Below are 16,746 nucleotides of genomic sequence, written 5' to 3' on the forward strand. Positions count from 1 at the left end.
TCCTTATGCACTTACGTGTTGTTGTAAGTTGTGATTTGGCAGTTCATCGTTGCGGATTTTTAGCACCTCAACCTTACGAACGTCCCACAACTTCTCTATTTGATTGATCAAAAACGAGATTGGTCGATCGCTGTCGACGATGATCTCGACGCTGGCTACTTTACTTTCATGGTTTTGCGTAGCAGCGACTTGTTTGATCACGAAGCCTCGGTGACGAATCACACGTAGAACGCGCTCCAACAGTACCGGTTTGTCATCGGCTTTGATGTCGAGTAAATATCTGTCCATGCGATTGTCTCCTATGTATTTTCCAACATATCACTGTTTGATGCGCCAGGTGGCACCAATGGCCACACGTTTTCTTCTTCATCAATCAAAACGTGAAGCATGTAAGAAGTTTCACTCGCTAGCATCTCTTTGAGAGCAGGTTCGACTTCTTCTTTCTTGGTGATGGTTTTGCCCGGGATATCGAACGCTTTGGCAAGCATCACGAAGTCTGGGTTGTCATCAAGAATGGTTTCGCTGTGGCGGCCGTCAAAGAACAATGACTGCCATTGGCGAACCATGCCAAGACGTTGGTTATTAAGAAGGACAATCTTCACTGGAATCTGACGACGCTTCAGCGTGCCCAATTCCTGCACGTTCATCATAAATGAACCGTCACCTGTAATAAGGATAGACTGATCATCAGGACGTGCGACTGCTGCACCCATCGCTGCTGGCAAGCCAAAGCCCATGGTGCCAAGGCCAGCAGAAGTGATGAAATTTTGTGGTTCGCGTGGCTGGATATGTTGCGCTGCCCACATCTGGTGCTGACCGACATCAGTCGAGACAATTGAGCTGTCTGGCATCATGTCTGACAGTTGTTTAAGCAATAGCGGCGCGTAGATTAACTCGCCCGGGTGGTCGTAACGCCACTTAAAGCCGCTGCGCAGACTTTCACTGTGATGTACCCACGGTGAGATATCTTGAGTCAGCTCTAGCTGAGGAAGAATGGTGTTGATGTCGCCACGCAATGGTGCGTTGGCGTGGCGCAGTTTATGAATCTCCGCAGCATCAATGTCGATGTGAATCACTTTCGCATTTGGTGCAAACGTGTCGAGCTTACCCGTCACACGGTCATCAAAGCGCGCGCCAACCACGATCAATAGATCGGCTTCTTGAACCACTAGGTTAGCGGCTTTGGTGCCGTGCATGCCCAACATACCAAGATAGTGAGGGTCATGGCGTTCAATGGTACCGAGGCCTTTTAGTGTGCTAACTGCTGGCATTGGGTTTAAGCGAAGGAATTCGCGTACTGCATCGGTTGCTTTCGCGAGTTGCACGCCACCACCAACATACAACACTGGGCGAGTTGATGCTGCCAGTACATCTTGCGCGCGCTTAATGTCTTCAGCGCTGACGTCTGCGATTGCAGGCGCTACGTATGGAGGCAGTAGATCTGTTGGGGTTTGAGCCAGTTGAACGTCTTTGGCGATATCGACAATGACTGGACCCGGACGACCGGTTTTTGCGACCTCAAAGGCTTCGGCAAGTGTCGGCGCTAGGTCTTCAATTTCGGTCACGAGATAGCTGTGCTTGGTACAGGCTAGGGACATTCCGATCACATCCATTTCTTGGAATGCATCGGTACCGATATGAGAGCTAGCAACCTGGCCTGTGATGGCAACTAGAGGTACGGAGTCAAGGAAAGCGTCGGCAAGGCCGGTAACAAGGTTAGTGGCCCCTGGGCCGGAAGTTGCCATGCATACGGCAACGTCTTGTGTGGAACGAGCCATACCGATGGCGGCCATGGCGGCCCCTTGCTCATGACGGCATAGGATGTGCTCCACCCCTCCGTCATACAAAGCATCGTAGATTGGCATGATGGCCCCGCCAGGGTAGCCAAAAACGGTTTCGATGCCTTGCTGTCTTAAAGCGGCTACGACAAGTTGTGCACCAGTCATCGTAAACCTCCTTTGCTACGTTGTGGCTCGTAGCTATTGCCATATTTATTGCACTTCATGTGCACTCCCATTCTTCCCGTTAAACTGTCCGAGGGTTAGACAGATGACAACTTGTAGTTGTAAAAAAACCCCCGGACTTTTCAGTGCGGGGGTTTTTTGTAATTTGTGGTTACCTTTCGCCCACAATACCCCGCGCGGTGCCAATAATGACCACGATAATCAGGGCTAGCAGTGCGTTGATATGAGCGAAAAGGTTCATCTGTCTGTCGTTCTTTTTTCGTTAAAAAATGTTGTGTAATGTTCTACGAAATTGTTTGCGTCATTAGTGGTATCACACAATTCCGCTGCATGACAAGCAAAAAGTCATTCTTTTTTCACATTAACTCTCAATTGGGACGCGGTATATAACATAACCAACTAGATAAAACATTTGTTTACAGAGTGTTCAATAAATTGAGGAACGTATGGGGCTGGCAATCATTCATAGTCGAGCAAGCGTCGGGGTGCAAGCGCCATCGGTTAGTGTAGAAGTTCATATTAGCAATGGTATGCCCGGGTTTACCTTGGTAGGGCTGCCAGAGACGACGGTAAAAGAGTCCAAAGATCGCGTTCGTAGCGCGATCATTAATTCTAATTTTCAGTTTCCAGCTAAGCGGATCACCGTTAATTTAGCTCCAGCAGATTTGCCCAAAGAGGGAGGGCGTTTTGATCTTCCTATCGCATTGGGGATTTTGGCCGCTTCGGAGCAAATCGCGACAGATAAGCTTAAAAACTACGAATTTGTTGGCGAGTTAGCGCTATCTGGTGGTCTGAGACCTGTAAAAGGTGTGCTGCCTGCTGCGCTGGAAGCCAGTAAGATTCAACGTCATTTAGTGGTCCCACATGTGAATGGCGATCAGGCGGCGCTGGTGGGGAAGGAACAACATAAATCGGCCCAATCATTACTGGAAGTATGTGCTGAGCTTTGTGGTCAACATCGACTGAATCTTTTTCAAACGCCTAAGCGAAAAACGATCGAAAAACATGGTCGAGACTTACAAGATATTATTGGCCAACAACAAGGTAAGCGCGCACTGGAGATTGCTGCCGCTGGAAACCACAACTTACTTTTCCTTGGCCCGCCAGGTACCGGGAAAACCATGTTGGCTTCGCGCTTGTGTGACTTATTACCGGAAATGAGTGACGAAGAAGCAATGGAAACCGCTTCGGTGGCATCGCTGACACAAAGTGAAATTAATGAGCATAATTGGAAGTCGCGTCCGTTTCGCTCTCCGCATCATTCAAGTTCAATGGCTGCATTAGTTGGCGGTGGCTCGGTACCCAGACCCGGGGAGATCTCTTTAGCCCACAACGGCTTGTTGTTTCTCGACGAAATGCCCGAATTTGACCGAAAGGTGCTGGACTCGTTACGCGAACCGCTCGAATCTGGTGAGATCATTATCTCTCGAGCGCAAGGTAAAACACGCTTTCCGGCTCGCTTCCAATTAGTTGGAGCATTGAACCCAAGTCCGACAGGATATTATGAAGGCAATCAAGCGCGCACCAATCCACAAGCCATTTTGCGCTACCTTGGTCGATTATCTGGACCACTGTTAGATCGCTTTGATATGTCTTTAGAAATCCCAGCTTTGCCCAAAGGGACATTAGCAGAAGGTGGTGATCGCGGTGAGCCGACCGCTATCGTTAAAGAACGTGTGAATCATGCGCGTACCAATATGTTGAACCGCAGCGGTAAGGTAAATGCTTTGTTAGGCAGTCGAGAAATCGAGGCGTTTTGCCCCTTACACAAAAGTGATGCGGAGTTTCTTGAAACCGCTTTGCATCGTTTGGGGCTTTCGATTCGCGCGTATCATCGCATTATCAAAGTGGCGCGAACAATCGCCGATCTTGATGGGGCGGAGCAGATTGAACGAGCGCACTTAGCCGAGGCGCTTGGGTATCGAGCGATGGACCGCTTACTGAAACAACTCACGGCGCAAGCGGTATAGAGACGTGCAAATATCACCGCAACAAGTGTTGTAAGTGCCTTGTCGCGATGAAGGACGTTAGAAGGTGTAGTTGAGACCAAGAGACAACAGGTACTCTTTCTCATCATAGAACGTGATATTTGAGTCCGTTTGGCTGTAGCCGGCTAAAGAAATGAACGACCAGTTTTGCCAGTCAAATACGTTTTGATATTCATAGGCTGCAAATAGGCTGACGGTGTCGTCATTTCGTATTTTAGCAAAAGTTTGGCTAGCGGCTTGATAGTCTTTCCATGCATAACCTGCGGTGAGGGCCAACCGATGGCGGTTGATAAATTTAAACCAACTGATGTCAAACCCGTACGAATCAAATGATTCCGCCTTACCGTCGGCATCTTGATTAATGTAGGTAAACGCCGGTTGCAACATGGATGTTTGATTAAGTGAAATCCGATAGTCACCTTTAACGTAGTAAAGGCTCGCATCGCGAGCGAGTGAACGGTCCGTTACTTCTTCTTGCTCAATGTCTTTATCAGCATAAGCGAGATCAAGGTTGAAGTTTTTATCAATCAATCCCTTGATTTGAAAGCGATAGGCATTGCCGTCCACATCCGTTTCTTGACGGGCGATTCCGACTTGATATGGGTTACGCCAAGTTTCGCTTTTGAGCACGGTCGGTAGATAGGAAATATCGAGCACGGTGCCGGATGGCAACTCGTGTTGATAGCCCAGCTGAAAAGCGAGTGTACCAACCGCGACATCGGAACGTGTGGTACCCGCGTACACTTGGTGATTGAGTCGGTTACCAAAAGTGTAAGTAATGCTTCCTAGCGGCGCAGCGATAACGGAGCTGTCACTATCGGCGCGCTTATCGAGAGAATCGATGGTGTTACTATTTTCCGTATTGAAGTTGGATTCTGATGATACAAATCCGGCATTCAGCGAAATTTCACCGCCAAAACCTGCGGTTTCAGCGAGTTGAGCCTGAGCAGAACTGACGACAAAGGCCAAAGGCAAGAGAATTAGCCTTGGTTTCATTCGTTATCTCCTTATTGTCGAATGAGTGGTGCAAATATTGGTTGAGGTAACAAATCTGACCATTCCCACGCATATTCCAATGTGGCAAAGGCGCAGTATAATTACACGCTGTTTTATTCTTCACACATTATCACTGTTGTTTGACTATCATGTTGGCATATTTGTTATTTTTTTTTAACGCTTCTTTTGTGATTATCAATTCTGCGCTGTGTTCACTCGCAATTTGTATTATCGCTGTGTTTAAAGTATTGCTTCCAAGCGTGGAGCTAAAAGCGAAAGCGACCGCTTGTGCCAACAAGGTGATGTGGTTATGGGCTACCGTCAATGCGGGCATTCTGGCGGTTTCTAACCGTGTTGACTGGGATGTTCAGGGCGGTGAGGCGCTGAAAAAAGACGGGTGGTATCTGTTGATCAGTAATCATCTCAGTTGGACCGATATTGTGGTGCTTTGCTGCGTGTTTAAAGACCGCATTCCTATGCCGAAGTTTTTCCTCAAACAACAACTGTTGTATGTGCCTTTCATTGGGATGGCGTGTTGGGCGCTCGACATGCCATTTATGCGTCGTTATTCGCGAGAGTATCTGATCCGCAACCCGCACAAACGAGGTCAAGATTTAGAGACGACACGTCGCTCGTGCGCCAAGTTCAAACATGCACCAACCACAGTGGTTAATTATGTCGAAGGCACTCGATTTACCGAAGAAAAACAGCGTAAGAGTAAGACGAGCTACCAATATTTGCTGCAACCAAAATCGGGCGGGATCGCATACACGTTAGCGGCAATGGGGGAGCAGTTCGAGAACATTATCGATGTGACGCTTGCGTACCCAGAAAATACAAATAAGCCATTCAAGGATTTATTAATGGGCCGAATGGGCAAGGTTGTTGTGCGTGTGAATGTGTTGCCCGTCAATGAACGAGTGCTTGGTGATTACTTTAACGATAAGCCCTATAAGCGACAATTTCAGCAATGGTTGGGTGATGTGTGGCAAGAAAAAGATCGGTTGCTACAAGAGATTTACAAATAAACAAAGGGGAGCGATGAGCTCCCCTTTTGATTGATATCGATGCGCTTATTTTAGTGTCAGCAAGTAGTTCACCAGAGAGAAGTACTCATCCATCGTCTTGATGCTTTGTGCTTGAACTAGGTATTTGTTGTTAACGATAACCGCAGGAACGCCGGTTAGACCGCTGTTTTCAAATTGCTTGTCCATACGGCGAACCATGGAATCAACCGCAAAGCCTTTGAATGCAGAGTCGAATTTCTTCGCGTCTACACCTTCATCAAGGAAGATTTGGCGAAGCTCTTCATCGTTACGTGGCGCCTTCTTTAGATTGTGGATGCGGTTAAACATCACTGGCACCATTTTGTCTTCCACTTTTAGTGCAACCATGGTCGCGTAGGCTTTGCTCATTGATGGGCCCATGTTGCCACCCATGAAAGAAACGTGGTTTTTTAGTAGTTTAGTGCCTTCTGGCAACTGCTTTTTCAGTTGCTGGATAACAGGTTCAAAGCTATTACAGTGCGGGCAGTAGAAAGAGAAAAACTCCGTCACAAGAGGTTTTTTTGATGCCTCAAGATCCAATACTTTGTAATGTTCACCTTCTTTGAATTGCGCTGCATGTGCCGACAGGCTTAGCATCAGCATAGAAAACAGTGCGAACAGTTTTTTCATCGAAATATCTCCATTTTTGAATTTGTGGCCTGACTTACCATTGAGGCATTAAAGACAGCGGTGCTTCTTCTAAAGCGGCGATCTGCTCTTTAAATGCAAGGACCTGACCTTCCCAGTATTTTGGCTCATTAAACCATGGAAAAGCGAGAGGAAACGCAGGGTCATGCCAACGTTTTGCTAGCCATGCCATATAGTGCACCATTCGTAGACCGCGAAGTGGCTCAATTAGTTTCAATTCTGCGGGGTTAAAGTCGCAAAACTCTTGATAAGCTTCTAAAACAATATCCAGCTGCATAAGTTTGTCTTGGCGTTCACCGTTCAGTAGCATCCATAAGTCCTGCACAGCAGGGCCGTTACGAGCGTCATCCAAATCAACAAACATAGGGCCATCTCGCCACAAAATATTGCCTGGGTGGCAATCGCCATGCAAACGAATGATATTGAAGCTTTCTTGCCAGTGGCTTTCAATCGATTTGATCAGCATATCCAAGTTATTGAAGAAGCTGTTCTCCAAGTGCATTGGAATCATGTTGGCGTTTTGCAGAATCTCTCTTGGTTGATACAGGTATTCTTGCAAGCCAATCGTTGGGCGATGTTGGAAGGCTTGGCGGCTGCCGACTTTATGGATTCGGCCAAGGAAACGCCCTACACCTTCGAGCTGATCTAAGTTGTCAACCTCGTACTGGCGACCACCTACGCTCTCAAACAGCGCAAATGCATAGCCTTGATAGTGATGAAGGGTTTCACCGTTGATGCGCACAGGTGGTGCGATGGGGATTTCGTTGCCAATCAGTTCTAAAGTGAAGTCGTGCTCCTCTTGGATCTGTTCGTTGCTCCAACGTTCAGGGCGGTAGAACTTGACGACATAACGACGACGCTCTTCGTCAGTGAATTGATAAACACGGTTTTCGTAGCTATTGAGGGGAAGAAAGCCTGATTCTGCGCGAACGCCGATGCTTTCTAACGCGTACCACATAAAATCTGGGGTAAGGGCGTCAAAGTTAAACATACTTTGGGACATATAAACAAAAAGGCTCATTGCTGAGCCTTTTTCCATTAGTCACTGAAGTAGACGCTATAGTTTTTTTATAAAGCGGCTTTCCACTTCAATGGTGAATTCGTTGCTCTTATCGGTGAGTATAAACTGAATTGTCGTAATCGCAGAGTTTAGCTTGTCAGGATCGGCGCCAAGGCTCATTGGTAAGTTCAATACTTCACCTGGCTGTACCTGAATTGTCTGCTTACCGTACCAGCTTACATCGGATAGCCCTTCAACATCCAACGAGTACTCTTGCACTTGCTGGGTTTTGTTGATCACTTTGAGGGTGTAGGTGTTTTCTACTTCGCCTGAGCTATTTACTCGGAACAGTTGGTTACGGTCGCGAATAACACTCATGCCTGCTGGGTCTACCGCTGCGATTTGAGCAAAGAACAGACCAATCATGACCAGTAGCACAGCTCCATAGCCCAGCAGCTTCGGACGCATGACTTTGGTACTCTTACCCGATAAGCGATGCTCTGTGGTGTAGCTGATTAGTCCTTTCTCGTAACCCATGCGATCCATGGTGTTGTCACACGCATCAATACAGGCACCACAGTTAATACATTCATATTGTAAGCCGTCACGAATATCGATACCTGTTGGGCACACCTGCACACACAAGTCACAATCAATACAATCCCCCAAACCAAGTTGCTTTGGATCGGCTTTGCGCGGACGTGGACCACGTTTTTCACCACGTTTGGCATCATAGCCAACGATGAAGGTGTCTTTATCAAACATGGCAGACTGGAAGCGCGCATAAGGACACATGTGGATACACATGATGGAACGCATCCAACCAGCATTACCATAAGTACAAATGGCAAAGAACATGATCCAAAAGACGGGCCAGAAGGTGGCGTTAAAGGTGAAAAAGTCGATAACCAATTGCTTCATTGGTACGAAGTAGCCAACAAAAGTAAAACCAGTGGCGAGCGCAATGGCAAACCAAGCGATATGTTTGACGGTTTTGCGCATCGCTAAATTTGCCGTCAGCTTATTGGAGTCCTGCTTACGACGCTTATTGGCGCTGCCCTCTAGCTTCTCTTCAAACCAGATATACATGAAGGTCCAGACGGTTTGTGGGCAGAGATAGCCACACCAAACTCGACCTAAGAAGGTGGTAATAAAGAACAACCCAAACGCCGCGATCACAAATAGCAAGGCGAGTAGGGTAAGATCTTGCGGATACAACGTGGTACCGAAAAAGTTGAACTGCTGGTTGCCAATATCGAGCAAGATAGCTTGACGTTCACCGTAAGGGATCCACGGTATCAAAGCGAAGAGAAGCAGTAAGAACCAACCACCGTAACGACGCAGTTTCTGGTAAGTCCCTTTGCTTTCGCGTACATAGATGCGATTACTTGGGTTGAACCGATCCCCATTCCCTTTATGAGTCTTAGGGTTGTAGGTTTTAGGAGTCACATCTTTGATATCGATCTTATCCTGACTCATGCACTCATCCTTCTTAGGCTTTTATAATGTACGGCGTCATTTCTATTGATGTCGCTCGATGACATTGCTACTTCGTCCTTATCATAAATCATGACCGGACATAATTATTTTAGTAAATACTGATGAATGGCGATTATACAATCAATAACAATTCCTTTTCTTTAACGCAGTCAACGTTTAACAACAAAAGTCAGTACAGTTAACCTGATAATTGGCTGAACAGTTATAACCAACTGTGGGACTAAAAATTTTAGTTATAAAAAAGCGACTCATTTGAGGGAGTCGCTTAAAGAATACTGGGTTGTTGAGCCGGTTATTTGATGATGCCACGAGCGCGCAGAATCGCAGTTTTAAAATCATCTTCTTGGTCTTTCTTAAGACCTGGGATCATTTCGTCTTTGCTGCTGTTACGCATTTTAAGGTGGTAGATCAGCACGTCGTCGGTCAGATCTTCTAGCTTGCCTTCGTAGCCTGCTTCTTTCGCTAGCTTCACGATGAACTGCATTAGGTTCATTTCTTGGTCTTTATGCCATTCAGGCTCTAGTAGCTCAAGCAGCTCTTCAATGCGATGACACTTCATTTCTTTCTCCACAGAATTTATAGGTGTAATTAGCTGTAAAGGTACCAAATTGCTTTGCGAAGACCAAATAGGAAAAACTATCTATTTCACTGTGTTTTGTTCTAAGTCGTTGAGGTGGTTTGAGTTGCGTGCAAAGAAAAAAGCGCAGCTGGCGCCGCGCTTTTGATTAAGCTGCTTTGATAACTTTGGCCGGAACACTCGACATCATTGCTGTCTTCTCAACCAATGTCATTGCTGGCGCAACTTGCTTTGCCTTTGGTGCAGTAGTAAAGCCACTGCGGCGGCGCATTGCACTAGTATTAGTGTGTGCGAACCTGACTGTTGTTGGGCGCATTAATTTACCTAACTGTCAGGCATATCCATTGCCGATGTAATGGCCTGAATCATTATGAGCTAGGCTCCAACAAGATTGAAGAATCACTCTTCTGGCTCTCGCCAATCCAGTTAATGAATCAGGAATACCGATATGCATGCATATCACATATAAGATTAGCATCCTTGTAATAATTGGTCGATAGTTGAGCAATTGAATTGTTTAGATTTTGTCATTTTGTCGCGATGATCGAGGCAATTTTTGTTTGATCCCTCGATCAGCAGTAGTAGTATGAGATCTCGACGAAGGAGGTGCCTATGTCATTTTTGAAGAAGACACTTGCCAGTTTTGGGATTGGGAGCGCTAAGGTCGACTCAATCCTAAATCAAGACGTGCTATATCCTGGTCAAAGTGTGGATGTATCTATCCATGTTTATGGTGGTGCCACTGAACAAGCGATCGACAACATCGATTTAAAACTGTGTTGCCGCTATATCGCGGAAGCTCCTGATGACCGTGGTGCGCGAGAAGGACACAGCATGCGCCGAGTACCTCAGACTCATGTGCTTGCTAAGTGGAGCCTCCCTTATGCGTTTACCATCCATTCCGGCGAAGAGCGTACCTTCGATGTTCAGCTCGATGTGCCTTGGAATACGCCTGTCACCATTGGTGACGCCAAAGTGTGGCTCGAAACCGGTTTGGACGTTGCTGCTGCTTTAGACCCGACCGATAAAGACATCCTCACCGTTCGACCTGATCCACTAATGGATGCGGTGTTATCCGCATTTGAAGCGCAAGGTTTGCGTATTCGCCAAGTGGAGTGTGAGGAAGTGAAAGGGTTCGACCTGCCATTTGTGCAAGAATTTGAGATGGTGCCGACTGACGGGCCATACCATGGCGTGTGGCGTGAGTTAGAATTTGTCGCTCATCGTAGCGAGCAAGAACTCAAATTATGGTTTGAAGTTGACCGCACACGCAAGGGCGAGGGTGGCATGCTCGCAAGCTTACTGGGTAGCGGAAAACTCAAACGAGAGTTGACCATTCCAGCCACGACTAAGCTTGATCAAGTGGGCGAGCTTGTACTTAATTATCTCGATCAAACCACGGCCGTTCATGAGTCTTAATTTAAGCTTACACGTGTAAGCCTAATGTGCCATACTAGAGCAAATTTCAAACTCTAGTATAGGCGCATTGATGTCTGAACTGCAGAAACCTCAATACAGTCAACGCGAAGAACTGGCCAATACCATCACTCATGGCATTGGGATGATTTTTGGTATTGTTGGCTTGATACTGCTGCTAATCAAAGCCATAGACCAGCAAGCTGATACGCTGACGCTGGCCAGTATGGCTGTCTATGGTGCGAGTATTATCGTGCTATTTTTGGCTTCGACGCTGTATCACGCAATTCCGCACCCCAACGCCAAACGCTGGCTAAAAACTTTCGATCACTGCGCCATTTATCTGCTCATTGCTGGCAGTTACACGCCTTTTTTGTTGGTGAGTTTACGTACGCCGCTCGCGTTTGGTTTGATGATTGTTATCTGGACCATCGCTCTACTCGGCATCATCATGAAAGTCGCGTTTGTTTACCGATTTAAAAAGCTTTCCTTGATGACGTATTTGGTCATGGGCTGGCTGTCGTTGATTGTGATTTATCAGTTGGCGATCAACTTGGATATTGGCGGACTGACATTACTCGCAGCTGGTGGGATAGTGTATTCACTGGGGGTGATTTTCTACGTTGCGAAGCGTATTCCATTCAATCATGCGATTTGGCACGGCTTCGTTTTAGCGGGTTGTGTGTGTCACTTCTTCGCAATTTATTATTTTGTCGAGCCTATCTAACGGATAGATATGAACTCGACAAAACATGTGTTATCACATTAACGAGTTTTCACTTCTAACACTTTGGCTGAAAACTGGTATTGCTGAGACTGCGGCACTGCCAGTTTGATGCTTTTACCCTGTTCTGCTTGTTGTGGTCGCAGGTAAGTATCCGCCATTCGCTTGATGGATTGCCAAACTGTGACTTTTTCTTTCGCCAGTTGCTGGCCAGACATATCAAATACCAGAACTTCCACTTCAACTTGAATCACCGATTGTGAGCTTTGATTGGTAATGGACGTTGGCAGTACGAGCTCACCATCTTGATAGCTCGCGGAGCCAATCAGTACGTCGACACCAGAGTCAGACAGCTGCATGGTTGGCTTTTTGGCGTTTACCACCACAGTAGTGCCAACAGTTTTCGTCACAACTGGAATTGTCGCAATTGCGGGAGCTGCGATCGTTTCAACCGCGCCTATTGTCGCTTGCGTCTCTGTTGCTTGCTGCGCAGGTTTTTTCATGACGTATTCCCAAGTAAAGTCATCGTTTAACTTCACTTCTCGACCATCGGCTAAAGTGATGACTTCAGCGGCGTATGTGGATGAGGCGGCAAGTAGGGTCGCCAGAGTGATCCATGTTTTCATTGTTATACCTTTTATTTGTGTCTGCTTAACGGCGCCAAAACGCAGGGAAGAACAGTACAAGAATAGTCAGAATTTCCAAGCGGCCCATTAACATGCCAAAGCTCAGGAGCCACTTGGCGGTATCTGGCAGAGGCGCGAAGTTACCCGTCGGTCCAATCACGCTTCCCATACCTGGGCCGACGTTGGCTACCGCAGTGATGGCACCAGAGATGCTAGTGATGGGGTCTAAACCCAGTGCACTCAAGCAACCCGCGATAAAGATGATGGTGATAAAGAACATCAAGCCAAACGCGACCACCGAGCGAACAATGTCATCATTCACTGGGCGTTGGTTGTAGCGCTGTACAAACACACCTGAAGGGTGAATCAATTTCATCATCTGTTTGTTCAGCAGTGTCATTGCGATTTGGAAACGGAAGATTTTTATCCCGCCAGACGTTGATCCTGAGCATGCCCCCGCCATCATTAAGAAGGCAAAAAGAGTTGTGGGTAATGCGCCCCACGCGGTGAAGTCCTCTAAGCCAAAGCCCGTTGTGGTGACGACAGAGACGATATTAAACATCGACACTCGCAGCGCATCCAGAATGGTGTATCCATCTCGAATCACTAACCAGGCTGAAATCACTAAGCTTGAGAAAACGAACAGGTACGCGAATCCTCGAACTTGAGCGTCGTTAACCAATACATCAATACGGCGTTTACGTAACGCGGCGATGAAGAGCAAAAATGGCAAGCCACCTAGGAACATAAAGGTGGTTGCTACCCAATGTGCGCCATTAGAGAAGTGGTTCATCGACCCGTCAGATGTAGAGTATCCGCCCGTTGATAGCGTGGTAAAGGCGTGATTGATAGCTTCAAACAGGTTCATGCCGGTGACCAAGTAGCCCACAATGCATAAGCCAGTAAGCATCAAATAAACCGCTACGATGTTTTTGGCGACCGTTTTCGCTCTCGGGCTACTTTTATCCGACCAATCGGATGATTCGGTTTGGAATAGCTTCATACCACCGACATTGAGCATAGGTAGCACCGCCACCGCCATTACGATAAAACCAATCCCCCCAAGCCACTGCAAAATAGAGCGCCACAGCAAGATGCTCGGCGCCATGTTGTCTAGGCCACTGAGCACCGTTGAGCCCGTCGTGGTGATACCCGACATCGTTTCGAAGTAGGCGTCGGTGAAGCTGATGTGGTTGATGAACACAAACGGCAAGGCGGCAAACGCACTGGCGATGGTCCAAACCAAACTGGTGATGAGGAACATATCGCGTACGCTGAGTTTGAACTTAGCGGTTCGACCGATCGTCAAACAAATGAAAGCGGCAAGGTGCGTGATCACAACGGCTTGGGCGAAATCGAGAAATCCCCCCGTACCAGTGAAGAAAGCGACCAAAGTCGGCACGTACATAAAAAGGGCCAGTTTGGATAAAACCAGCCCGATAACAAATAGTACGGGACGTAAGTTGACCATAGGAAAATCCTAGAGGAAGAATGGACTCGGCTGGAATAGCGCTTCGACGTCTGATACGTATTTTTTGTTGACCAGGAACATCACCACATGGTCATCCTGCTCGATGACCGTACGGTCGTGGGCAATAAGGACTTCTTCGCCACGAACGATAGCACCAATGGTGGTCCCGGGTGGAAGTTTGATGTCGCCAATCGCGCGCCCAACCACTTTCGATGTACTTTCATCACCGTGAGCGACGGCTTCAATGGCTTCCGCAGCGCCGCGACGAAGTGAGGACACGTTTACGATATCAGCGCGACGCACGTGCGTCAGCAAGGCGGAAATGGTCGCTTGCTGTGGTGAGATGGCCACATCAATTACGCCGCCTTGTACCAGATCTACATAAGCGCCACGTTTGATCAGCACCATTACTTTTTTTGCACCCATGCGTTTTGCCAACATCGCAGACATGATGTTGGTTTCATCTTCGTTGGTCAGCGCGATGAAGACGTCGACTTGGTCGATGTTCTCTTCCGAGAGAAGCTCTTGGTCTGCCGCGTCGCCGCAGAACACGATGGTGTTTTCTAGCTCTTCTGACAGTTTTTCTGCACGCTGGTAGTTACGTTCAATCAGCTTCACGCTGTAGTTTTGTTCTAAGCGCTTTGCGAGACTGGCACCAATGTTACCCCCGCCAACAATCATGATGCGGCGGTACGGTTTTTCTAGGCGCTGAAGTTCACTCATCACTGAGCGAATATGATTACTTGCTGCAACGAAGAACACTTCATCGTCGGCTTCAATGATGGTAGTGCCTTGCGGGCGAATCGGACGGCCTTGACGGAAAATCGCTGCCACACGGGTATCGATGTGTGGCATGTGCTCACGCAAAGCAGACAGCGCGTTACCCACCAACGGGCCACCGTAGTAGGCTTTTACTGCGACTAGGCTGACTTTCTGTTCAGCAAAGCTTACCACCTGCAGCGCGCCCGGGTATTGGATCAGACGTTCGATGTAGCTCGTAACGAGTTCTTCTGGTGCGATAAGGTGATCAACAGGAATAGCGCCAGATTTAAACAGTGCTTCTTTTTCGGCCAGATATTCTGGAGAGCGAATACGTGCAACGCGGTTTGGGGTGTTGAATAGAGTGAACGCGACCTGACAGGCGGCCATGTTGGTTTCATCAGTGTTGGTCACCGCGACGAGCATATCGGCGTCTTGCGCACCAGCTTCGTGCAGCACGTCGGGGTGGCTCGCATGGCCATTGACCACACGCAGGTCGTATTTGTCCTGTAATTCGCGCAGTCGGTCGGCATTGTTGTCGACGATGGTGATGTCGTTGTTTTCACCCACTAGGTTTTCTGCCAGTGTGCCGCCAACCTGACCTGCACCAAGAATAATGATCTTCATACTCTTTTCTCGTTATCTGAAAAAGGCGATTGAAATCACTCCAATCGCCCTATTTAGCATGCTGTTACGCGTGTGTTTTGGTTAGCACTGCGTAGTAGAAACCATCCATGTCTTCTTCGCCTGGTAGAATTTGACGACCAGGCTGGTCGGGATCAGAATCCAGCAGTTGCGCATCCGCGGTACGTGCTAAAAACGCTTTTACTTGCTCCACGTTTTCTTGCGGTGTGATTGAACAAGTCGCGTAAACCATTGTGCCGCCGGGTTTCAGTTGCGTCCACATGGCATCAAAAATTTCACTTTGTAGCTCTGCTAATGCGGCAATGTCGTCTGCACGACGTAGCCATTTGATGTCTGGGTGACGACGAATCACGCCAGTCGCAGAACATGGGGCATCCAGCAAAATGCGATCAAATTGCTCGCCTTGCCACCATTCTTGTGGATTACGCGCATCACCGCAAACCACTTTTGCCTGAAGGTTGAGACGCTTCAGGTTTTCATGCACACGTTTCAAGCGTGTGTCGTCGCAGTCAATCGCGACCACTTCACTGCCCGACGTGCGCTCTAGAATGTGCGCCGTCTTGCCACCTGGCGCAGCACAGCAATCTAAAATCAGCTCGCCGTCTTGTGGTTTTAGATAGTTGATCGAGAGCTGCGCTGCCGCATCTTGTACCGAAACCCAACCTTTATCAAAGCCAGGTAGCTTCATCACGTCACATGGTGCGGCCAATTTTATGGCGTCCATTGCTTCTGTGTGTGGCGTGCTATCAATGTTTTCATTTTTGAGCAGCGCAAGGTATTCATCACGAGTGTGGTGTTGATGGTTCACACGCAGCCACATTGGTGCTTTTTGGTTATTCGCTTCAACAATGCTTTCCCATTGCTGTGGGTAGGCCTCTTGCAGCAGTTTTAGTAACCAGCTTGGGTGACCGTACTTGCCAGCGTTGTTGCTGACAGCCATTTGGTCGAGTTCTTCTTGGTTGCGTTGGTAGTTACGCAATACAGCGTTAATCAAACCACGCAGACGAGGACCTTTCAGCTCTTTAGTGCCTTCAACCGTTTCACCGACTGCTGCGTGCGCAGGAATACGCATGAAGCTCAGTTGGTAAATGCCAACCAGAATTAGGTGATGGAATACACGTTGTTTGCCTTTGAGCGGCTTATCCATCAACTGGTTTGCGATCATTTCTAGGCGAGGTAGGTAACGTAGCGCACCGTAACAGATCTCTTGTAGCAGAGCGTGGTCACGAGGTCGTACCGTTTGTTGAGCCGCTGGAAGAGCGCTTGAAAGTGAGTGGCCCTTGTCGACGACAAGATACAGGACGTTAGCAGCCGCAGCGCGAACATTCATGATGAGTACCTTAAAGTAAAGGAGGGCATCTCTGCCCTCTAAAAGTTCGTATTATT

At 47.8% G+C, this 16,746-nt stretch carries 16 protein-coding genes; 4 read left to right on the plus strand and 12 right to left on the minus strand.

Annotated features, from left to right (window positions below):
* Positions 1–3 precede the first annotated feature (3 nt).
* The gene (gene ilvM / locus R2S67_RS20080; RefSeq protein ID WP_005378958.1) at positions 4–288 is read right to left on the minus strand and encodes an acetolactate synthase 2 small subunit; all 285 of its coding nucleotides are present in this window, start codon (positions 286–288) and stop codon (positions 4–6) included.
* 11 nt (positions 289–299) lie between these two features.
* Positions 300–1,946, minus strand: coding sequence for an acetolactate synthase 2 catalytic subunit (gene ilvG, locus R2S67_RS20085; protein WP_065646619.1), 1,647 nt, complete (start codon positions 1,944–1,946; stop codon positions 300–302).
* 464 nt (positions 1,947–2,410) lie between these two features.
* Here ilvG and R2S67_RS20090 point away from each other — a divergent pair, with 464 nt between their 5' ends.
* Positions 2,411–3,934, plus strand: a complete 1,524-nt coding sequence (locus R2S67_RS20090; RefSeq protein ID WP_145533242.1) for a YifB family Mg chelatase-like AAA ATPase — start codon at positions 2,411–2,413, stop codon at positions 3,932–3,934.
* A gap of 57 nt (positions 3,935–3,991) precedes the next feature.
* On the opposite strand, the gene R2S67_RS20095 is transcribed toward R2S67_RS20090, so the two are convergent.
* On the minus strand, positions 3,992–4,948 hold the full coding sequence (locus R2S67_RS20095; RefSeq protein ID WP_193448148.1) for a DUF2860 domain-containing protein: 957 nt from the start codon (positions 4,946–4,948) through the stop codon (positions 3,992–3,994).
* Between the two features lie 149 nt (positions 4,949–5,097).
* Between R2S67_RS20095 and R2S67_RS20100 the strand changes: the two genes are divergently transcribed.
* Complete coding sequence (locus tag R2S67_RS20100; protein WP_317346746.1) at positions 5,098–5,976, plus strand: acyltransferase; 879 nt, start codon at positions 5,098–5,100, stop codon at positions 5,974–5,976.
* Between the two features lie 45 nt (positions 5,977–6,021).
* Here the strand turns inward: R2S67_RS20100 and R2S67_RS20105 are convergent, their stop codons facing one another.
* From R2S67_RS20105 to R2S67_RS20125, 5 genes are all read right to left on the minus strand, one after another.
* Positions 6,022–6,624, minus strand: a complete 603-nt coding sequence (locus tag R2S67_RS20105) for a thiol:disulfide interchange protein DsbA/DsbL (protein ID WP_005379036.1) — start codon at positions 6,622–6,624, stop codon at positions 6,022–6,024.
* Positions 6,625–6,658: 34 nt separating this feature from the next.
* On the minus strand, positions 6,659–7,645 hold the full coding sequence (locus tag R2S67_RS20110) for a serine/threonine protein kinase (protein WP_317346764.1): 987 nt from the start codon (positions 7,643–7,645) through the stop codon (positions 6,659–6,661).
* 54 nt (positions 7,646–7,699) lie between these two features.
* A complete protein-coding gene (gene ccoG / locus R2S67_RS20115) occupies positions 7,700–9,121 on the minus strand; it encodes a cytochrome c oxidase accessory protein CcoG (protein WP_046874594.1) in 1,422 nt (473 codons plus the stop codon).
* A 313-nt stretch (positions 9,122–9,434) separates the two neighbouring features.
* Positions 9,435–9,701 (minus strand): YihD family protein, encoded by a 267-nt coding sequence (locus R2S67_RS20120; protein ID WP_046874595.1) that lies wholly within the window; start codon positions 9,699–9,701, stop codon positions 9,435–9,437.
* A 166-nt stretch (positions 9,702–9,867) separates the two neighbouring features.
* The gene (locus R2S67_RS20125) at positions 9,868–10,035 is read right to left on the minus strand and encodes a hypothetical protein (RefSeq protein ID WP_005379043.1); all 168 of its coding nucleotides are present in this window, start codon (positions 10,033–10,035) and stop codon (positions 9,868–9,870) included.
* A 296-nt stretch (positions 10,036–10,331) separates the two neighbouring features.
* On the opposite strand from R2S67_RS20125, the gene R2S67_RS20130 reads away from it, so the two are divergent.
* On the plus strand, positions 10,332–11,138 hold the full coding sequence (locus R2S67_RS20130) for a sporulation protein (protein WP_005394045.1): 807 nt from the start codon (positions 10,332–10,334) through the stop codon (positions 11,136–11,138).
* 70 nt (positions 11,139–11,208) lie between these two features.
* On the plus strand, positions 11,209–11,862 hold the full coding sequence (gene trhA / locus R2S67_RS20135) for a PAQR family membrane homeostasis protein TrhA (protein WP_005394044.1): 654 nt from the start codon (positions 11,209–11,211) through the stop codon (positions 11,860–11,862).
* Positions 11,863–11,900: 38 nt separating this feature from the next.
* On the opposite strand, the gene R2S67_RS20140 is transcribed toward trhA, so the two are convergent.
* From R2S67_RS20140 to rsmB, 4 genes are all read right to left on the minus strand, one after another.
* Entirely contained in the window at positions 11,901–12,485 is a 585-nt protein-coding gene (locus R2S67_RS20140) for a DUF3157 family protein (RefSeq protein WP_006742924.1), read from the minus strand.
* Positions 12,486–12,510: 25 nt separating this feature from the next.
* Entirely contained in the window at positions 12,511–13,956 is a 1,446-nt protein-coding gene (locus R2S67_RS20145; RefSeq protein ID WP_006742925.1) for a TrkH family potassium uptake protein, read from the minus strand.
* A gap of 9 nt (positions 13,957–13,965) precedes the next feature.
* Positions 13,966–15,342 carry a Trk system potassium transporter TrkA gene (gene trkA / locus R2S67_RS20150; RefSeq protein ID WP_317346748.1) on the minus strand — a complete coding sequence of 459 codons (1,377 nt, stop codon included), beginning with the start codon at positions 15,340–15,342 and terminating at the stop codon, positions 13,966–13,968.
* Positions 15,343–15,406: 64 nt separating this feature from the next.
* Entirely contained in the window at positions 15,407–16,690 is a 1,284-nt protein-coding gene (gene rsmB / locus R2S67_RS20155) for a 16S rRNA (cytosine(967)-C(5))-methyltransferase RsmB (protein WP_005394040.1), read from the minus strand.
* Positions 16,691–16,746 lie beyond the last annotated feature (56 nt).

Source organism: Vibrio sp. T13N (assembly GCF_032970445.1).
Lineage (GTDB): Bacteria > Pseudomonadota > Gammaproteobacteria > Enterobacterales > Vibrionaceae > Vibrio > Vibrio diabolicus.

What these genes read in the sequence shown, in the direction of transcription:
- ilvM (WP_005378958.1), bottom strand. Translation starts at nt 288, where the DNA reads ATGGACAGATATTTACTCGACATCAAAGCCGATGACAAACCGGTACTG.
- ilvG (WP_065646619.1), bottom strand. Translation starts at nt 1,946, where the DNA reads ATGACTGGTGCACAACTTGTCGTAGCCGCTTTAAGACAGCAAGGCATC.
- R2S67_RS20090 (WP_145533242.1), top strand. Translation starts at nt 2,411, where the DNA reads ATGGGGCTGGCAATCATTCATAGTCGAGCAAGCGTCGGGGTGCAAGCG.
- R2S67_RS20095 (WP_193448148.1), bottom strand. Translation starts at nt 4,948, where the DNA reads ATGAAACCAAGGCTAATTCTCTTGCCTTTGGCCTTTGTCGTCAGTTCT.
- R2S67_RS20100 (WP_317346746.1), top strand. Translation starts at nt 5,098, where the DNA reads ATGTTGGCATATTTGTTATTTTTTTTTAACGCTTCTTTTGTGATTATC.
- R2S67_RS20105 (WP_005379036.1), bottom strand. Translation starts at nt 6,624, where the DNA reads ATGAAAAAACTGTTCGCACTGTTTTCTATGCTGATGCTAAGCCTGTCG.
- R2S67_RS20110 (WP_317346764.1), bottom strand. Translation starts at nt 7,645, where the DNA reads ATGTCCCAAAGTATGTTTAACTTTGACGCCCTTACCCCAGATTTTATG.
- ccoG (WP_046874594.1), bottom strand. Translation starts at nt 9,121, where the DNA reads ATGAGTCAGGATAAGATCGATATCAAAGATGTGACTCCTAAAACCTAC.
- R2S67_RS20120 (WP_046874595.1), bottom strand. Translation starts at nt 9,701, where the DNA reads ATGAAGTGTCATCGCATTGAAGAGCTGCTTGAGCTACTAGAGCCTGAA.
- R2S67_RS20125 (WP_005379043.1), bottom strand. Translation starts at nt 10,035, where the DNA reads ATGCGCCCAACAACAGTCAGGTTCGCACACACTAATACTAGTGCAATG.
- R2S67_RS20130 (WP_005394045.1), top strand. Translation starts at nt 10,332, where the DNA reads ATGTCATTTTTGAAGAAGACACTTGCCAGTTTTGGGATTGGGAGCGCT.
- trhA (WP_005394044.1), top strand. Translation starts at nt 11,209, where the DNA reads ATGTCTGAACTGCAGAAACCTCAATACAGTCAACGCGAAGAACTGGCC.
- R2S67_RS20140 (WP_006742924.1), bottom strand. Translation starts at nt 12,485, where the DNA reads ATGAAAACATGGATCACTCTGGCGACCCTACTTGCCGCCTCATCCACA.
- R2S67_RS20145 (WP_006742925.1), bottom strand. Translation starts at nt 13,956, where the DNA reads ATGGTCAACTTACGTCCCGTACTATTTGTTATCGGGCTGGTTTTATCC.
- trkA (WP_317346748.1), bottom strand. Translation starts at nt 15,342, where the DNA reads ATGAAGATCATTATTCTTGGTGCAGGTCAGGTTGGCGGCACACTGGCA.
- rsmB (WP_005394040.1), bottom strand. Translation starts at nt 16,690, where the DNA reads ATGAATGTTCGCGCTGCGGCTGCTAACGTCCTGTATCTTGTCGTCGAC.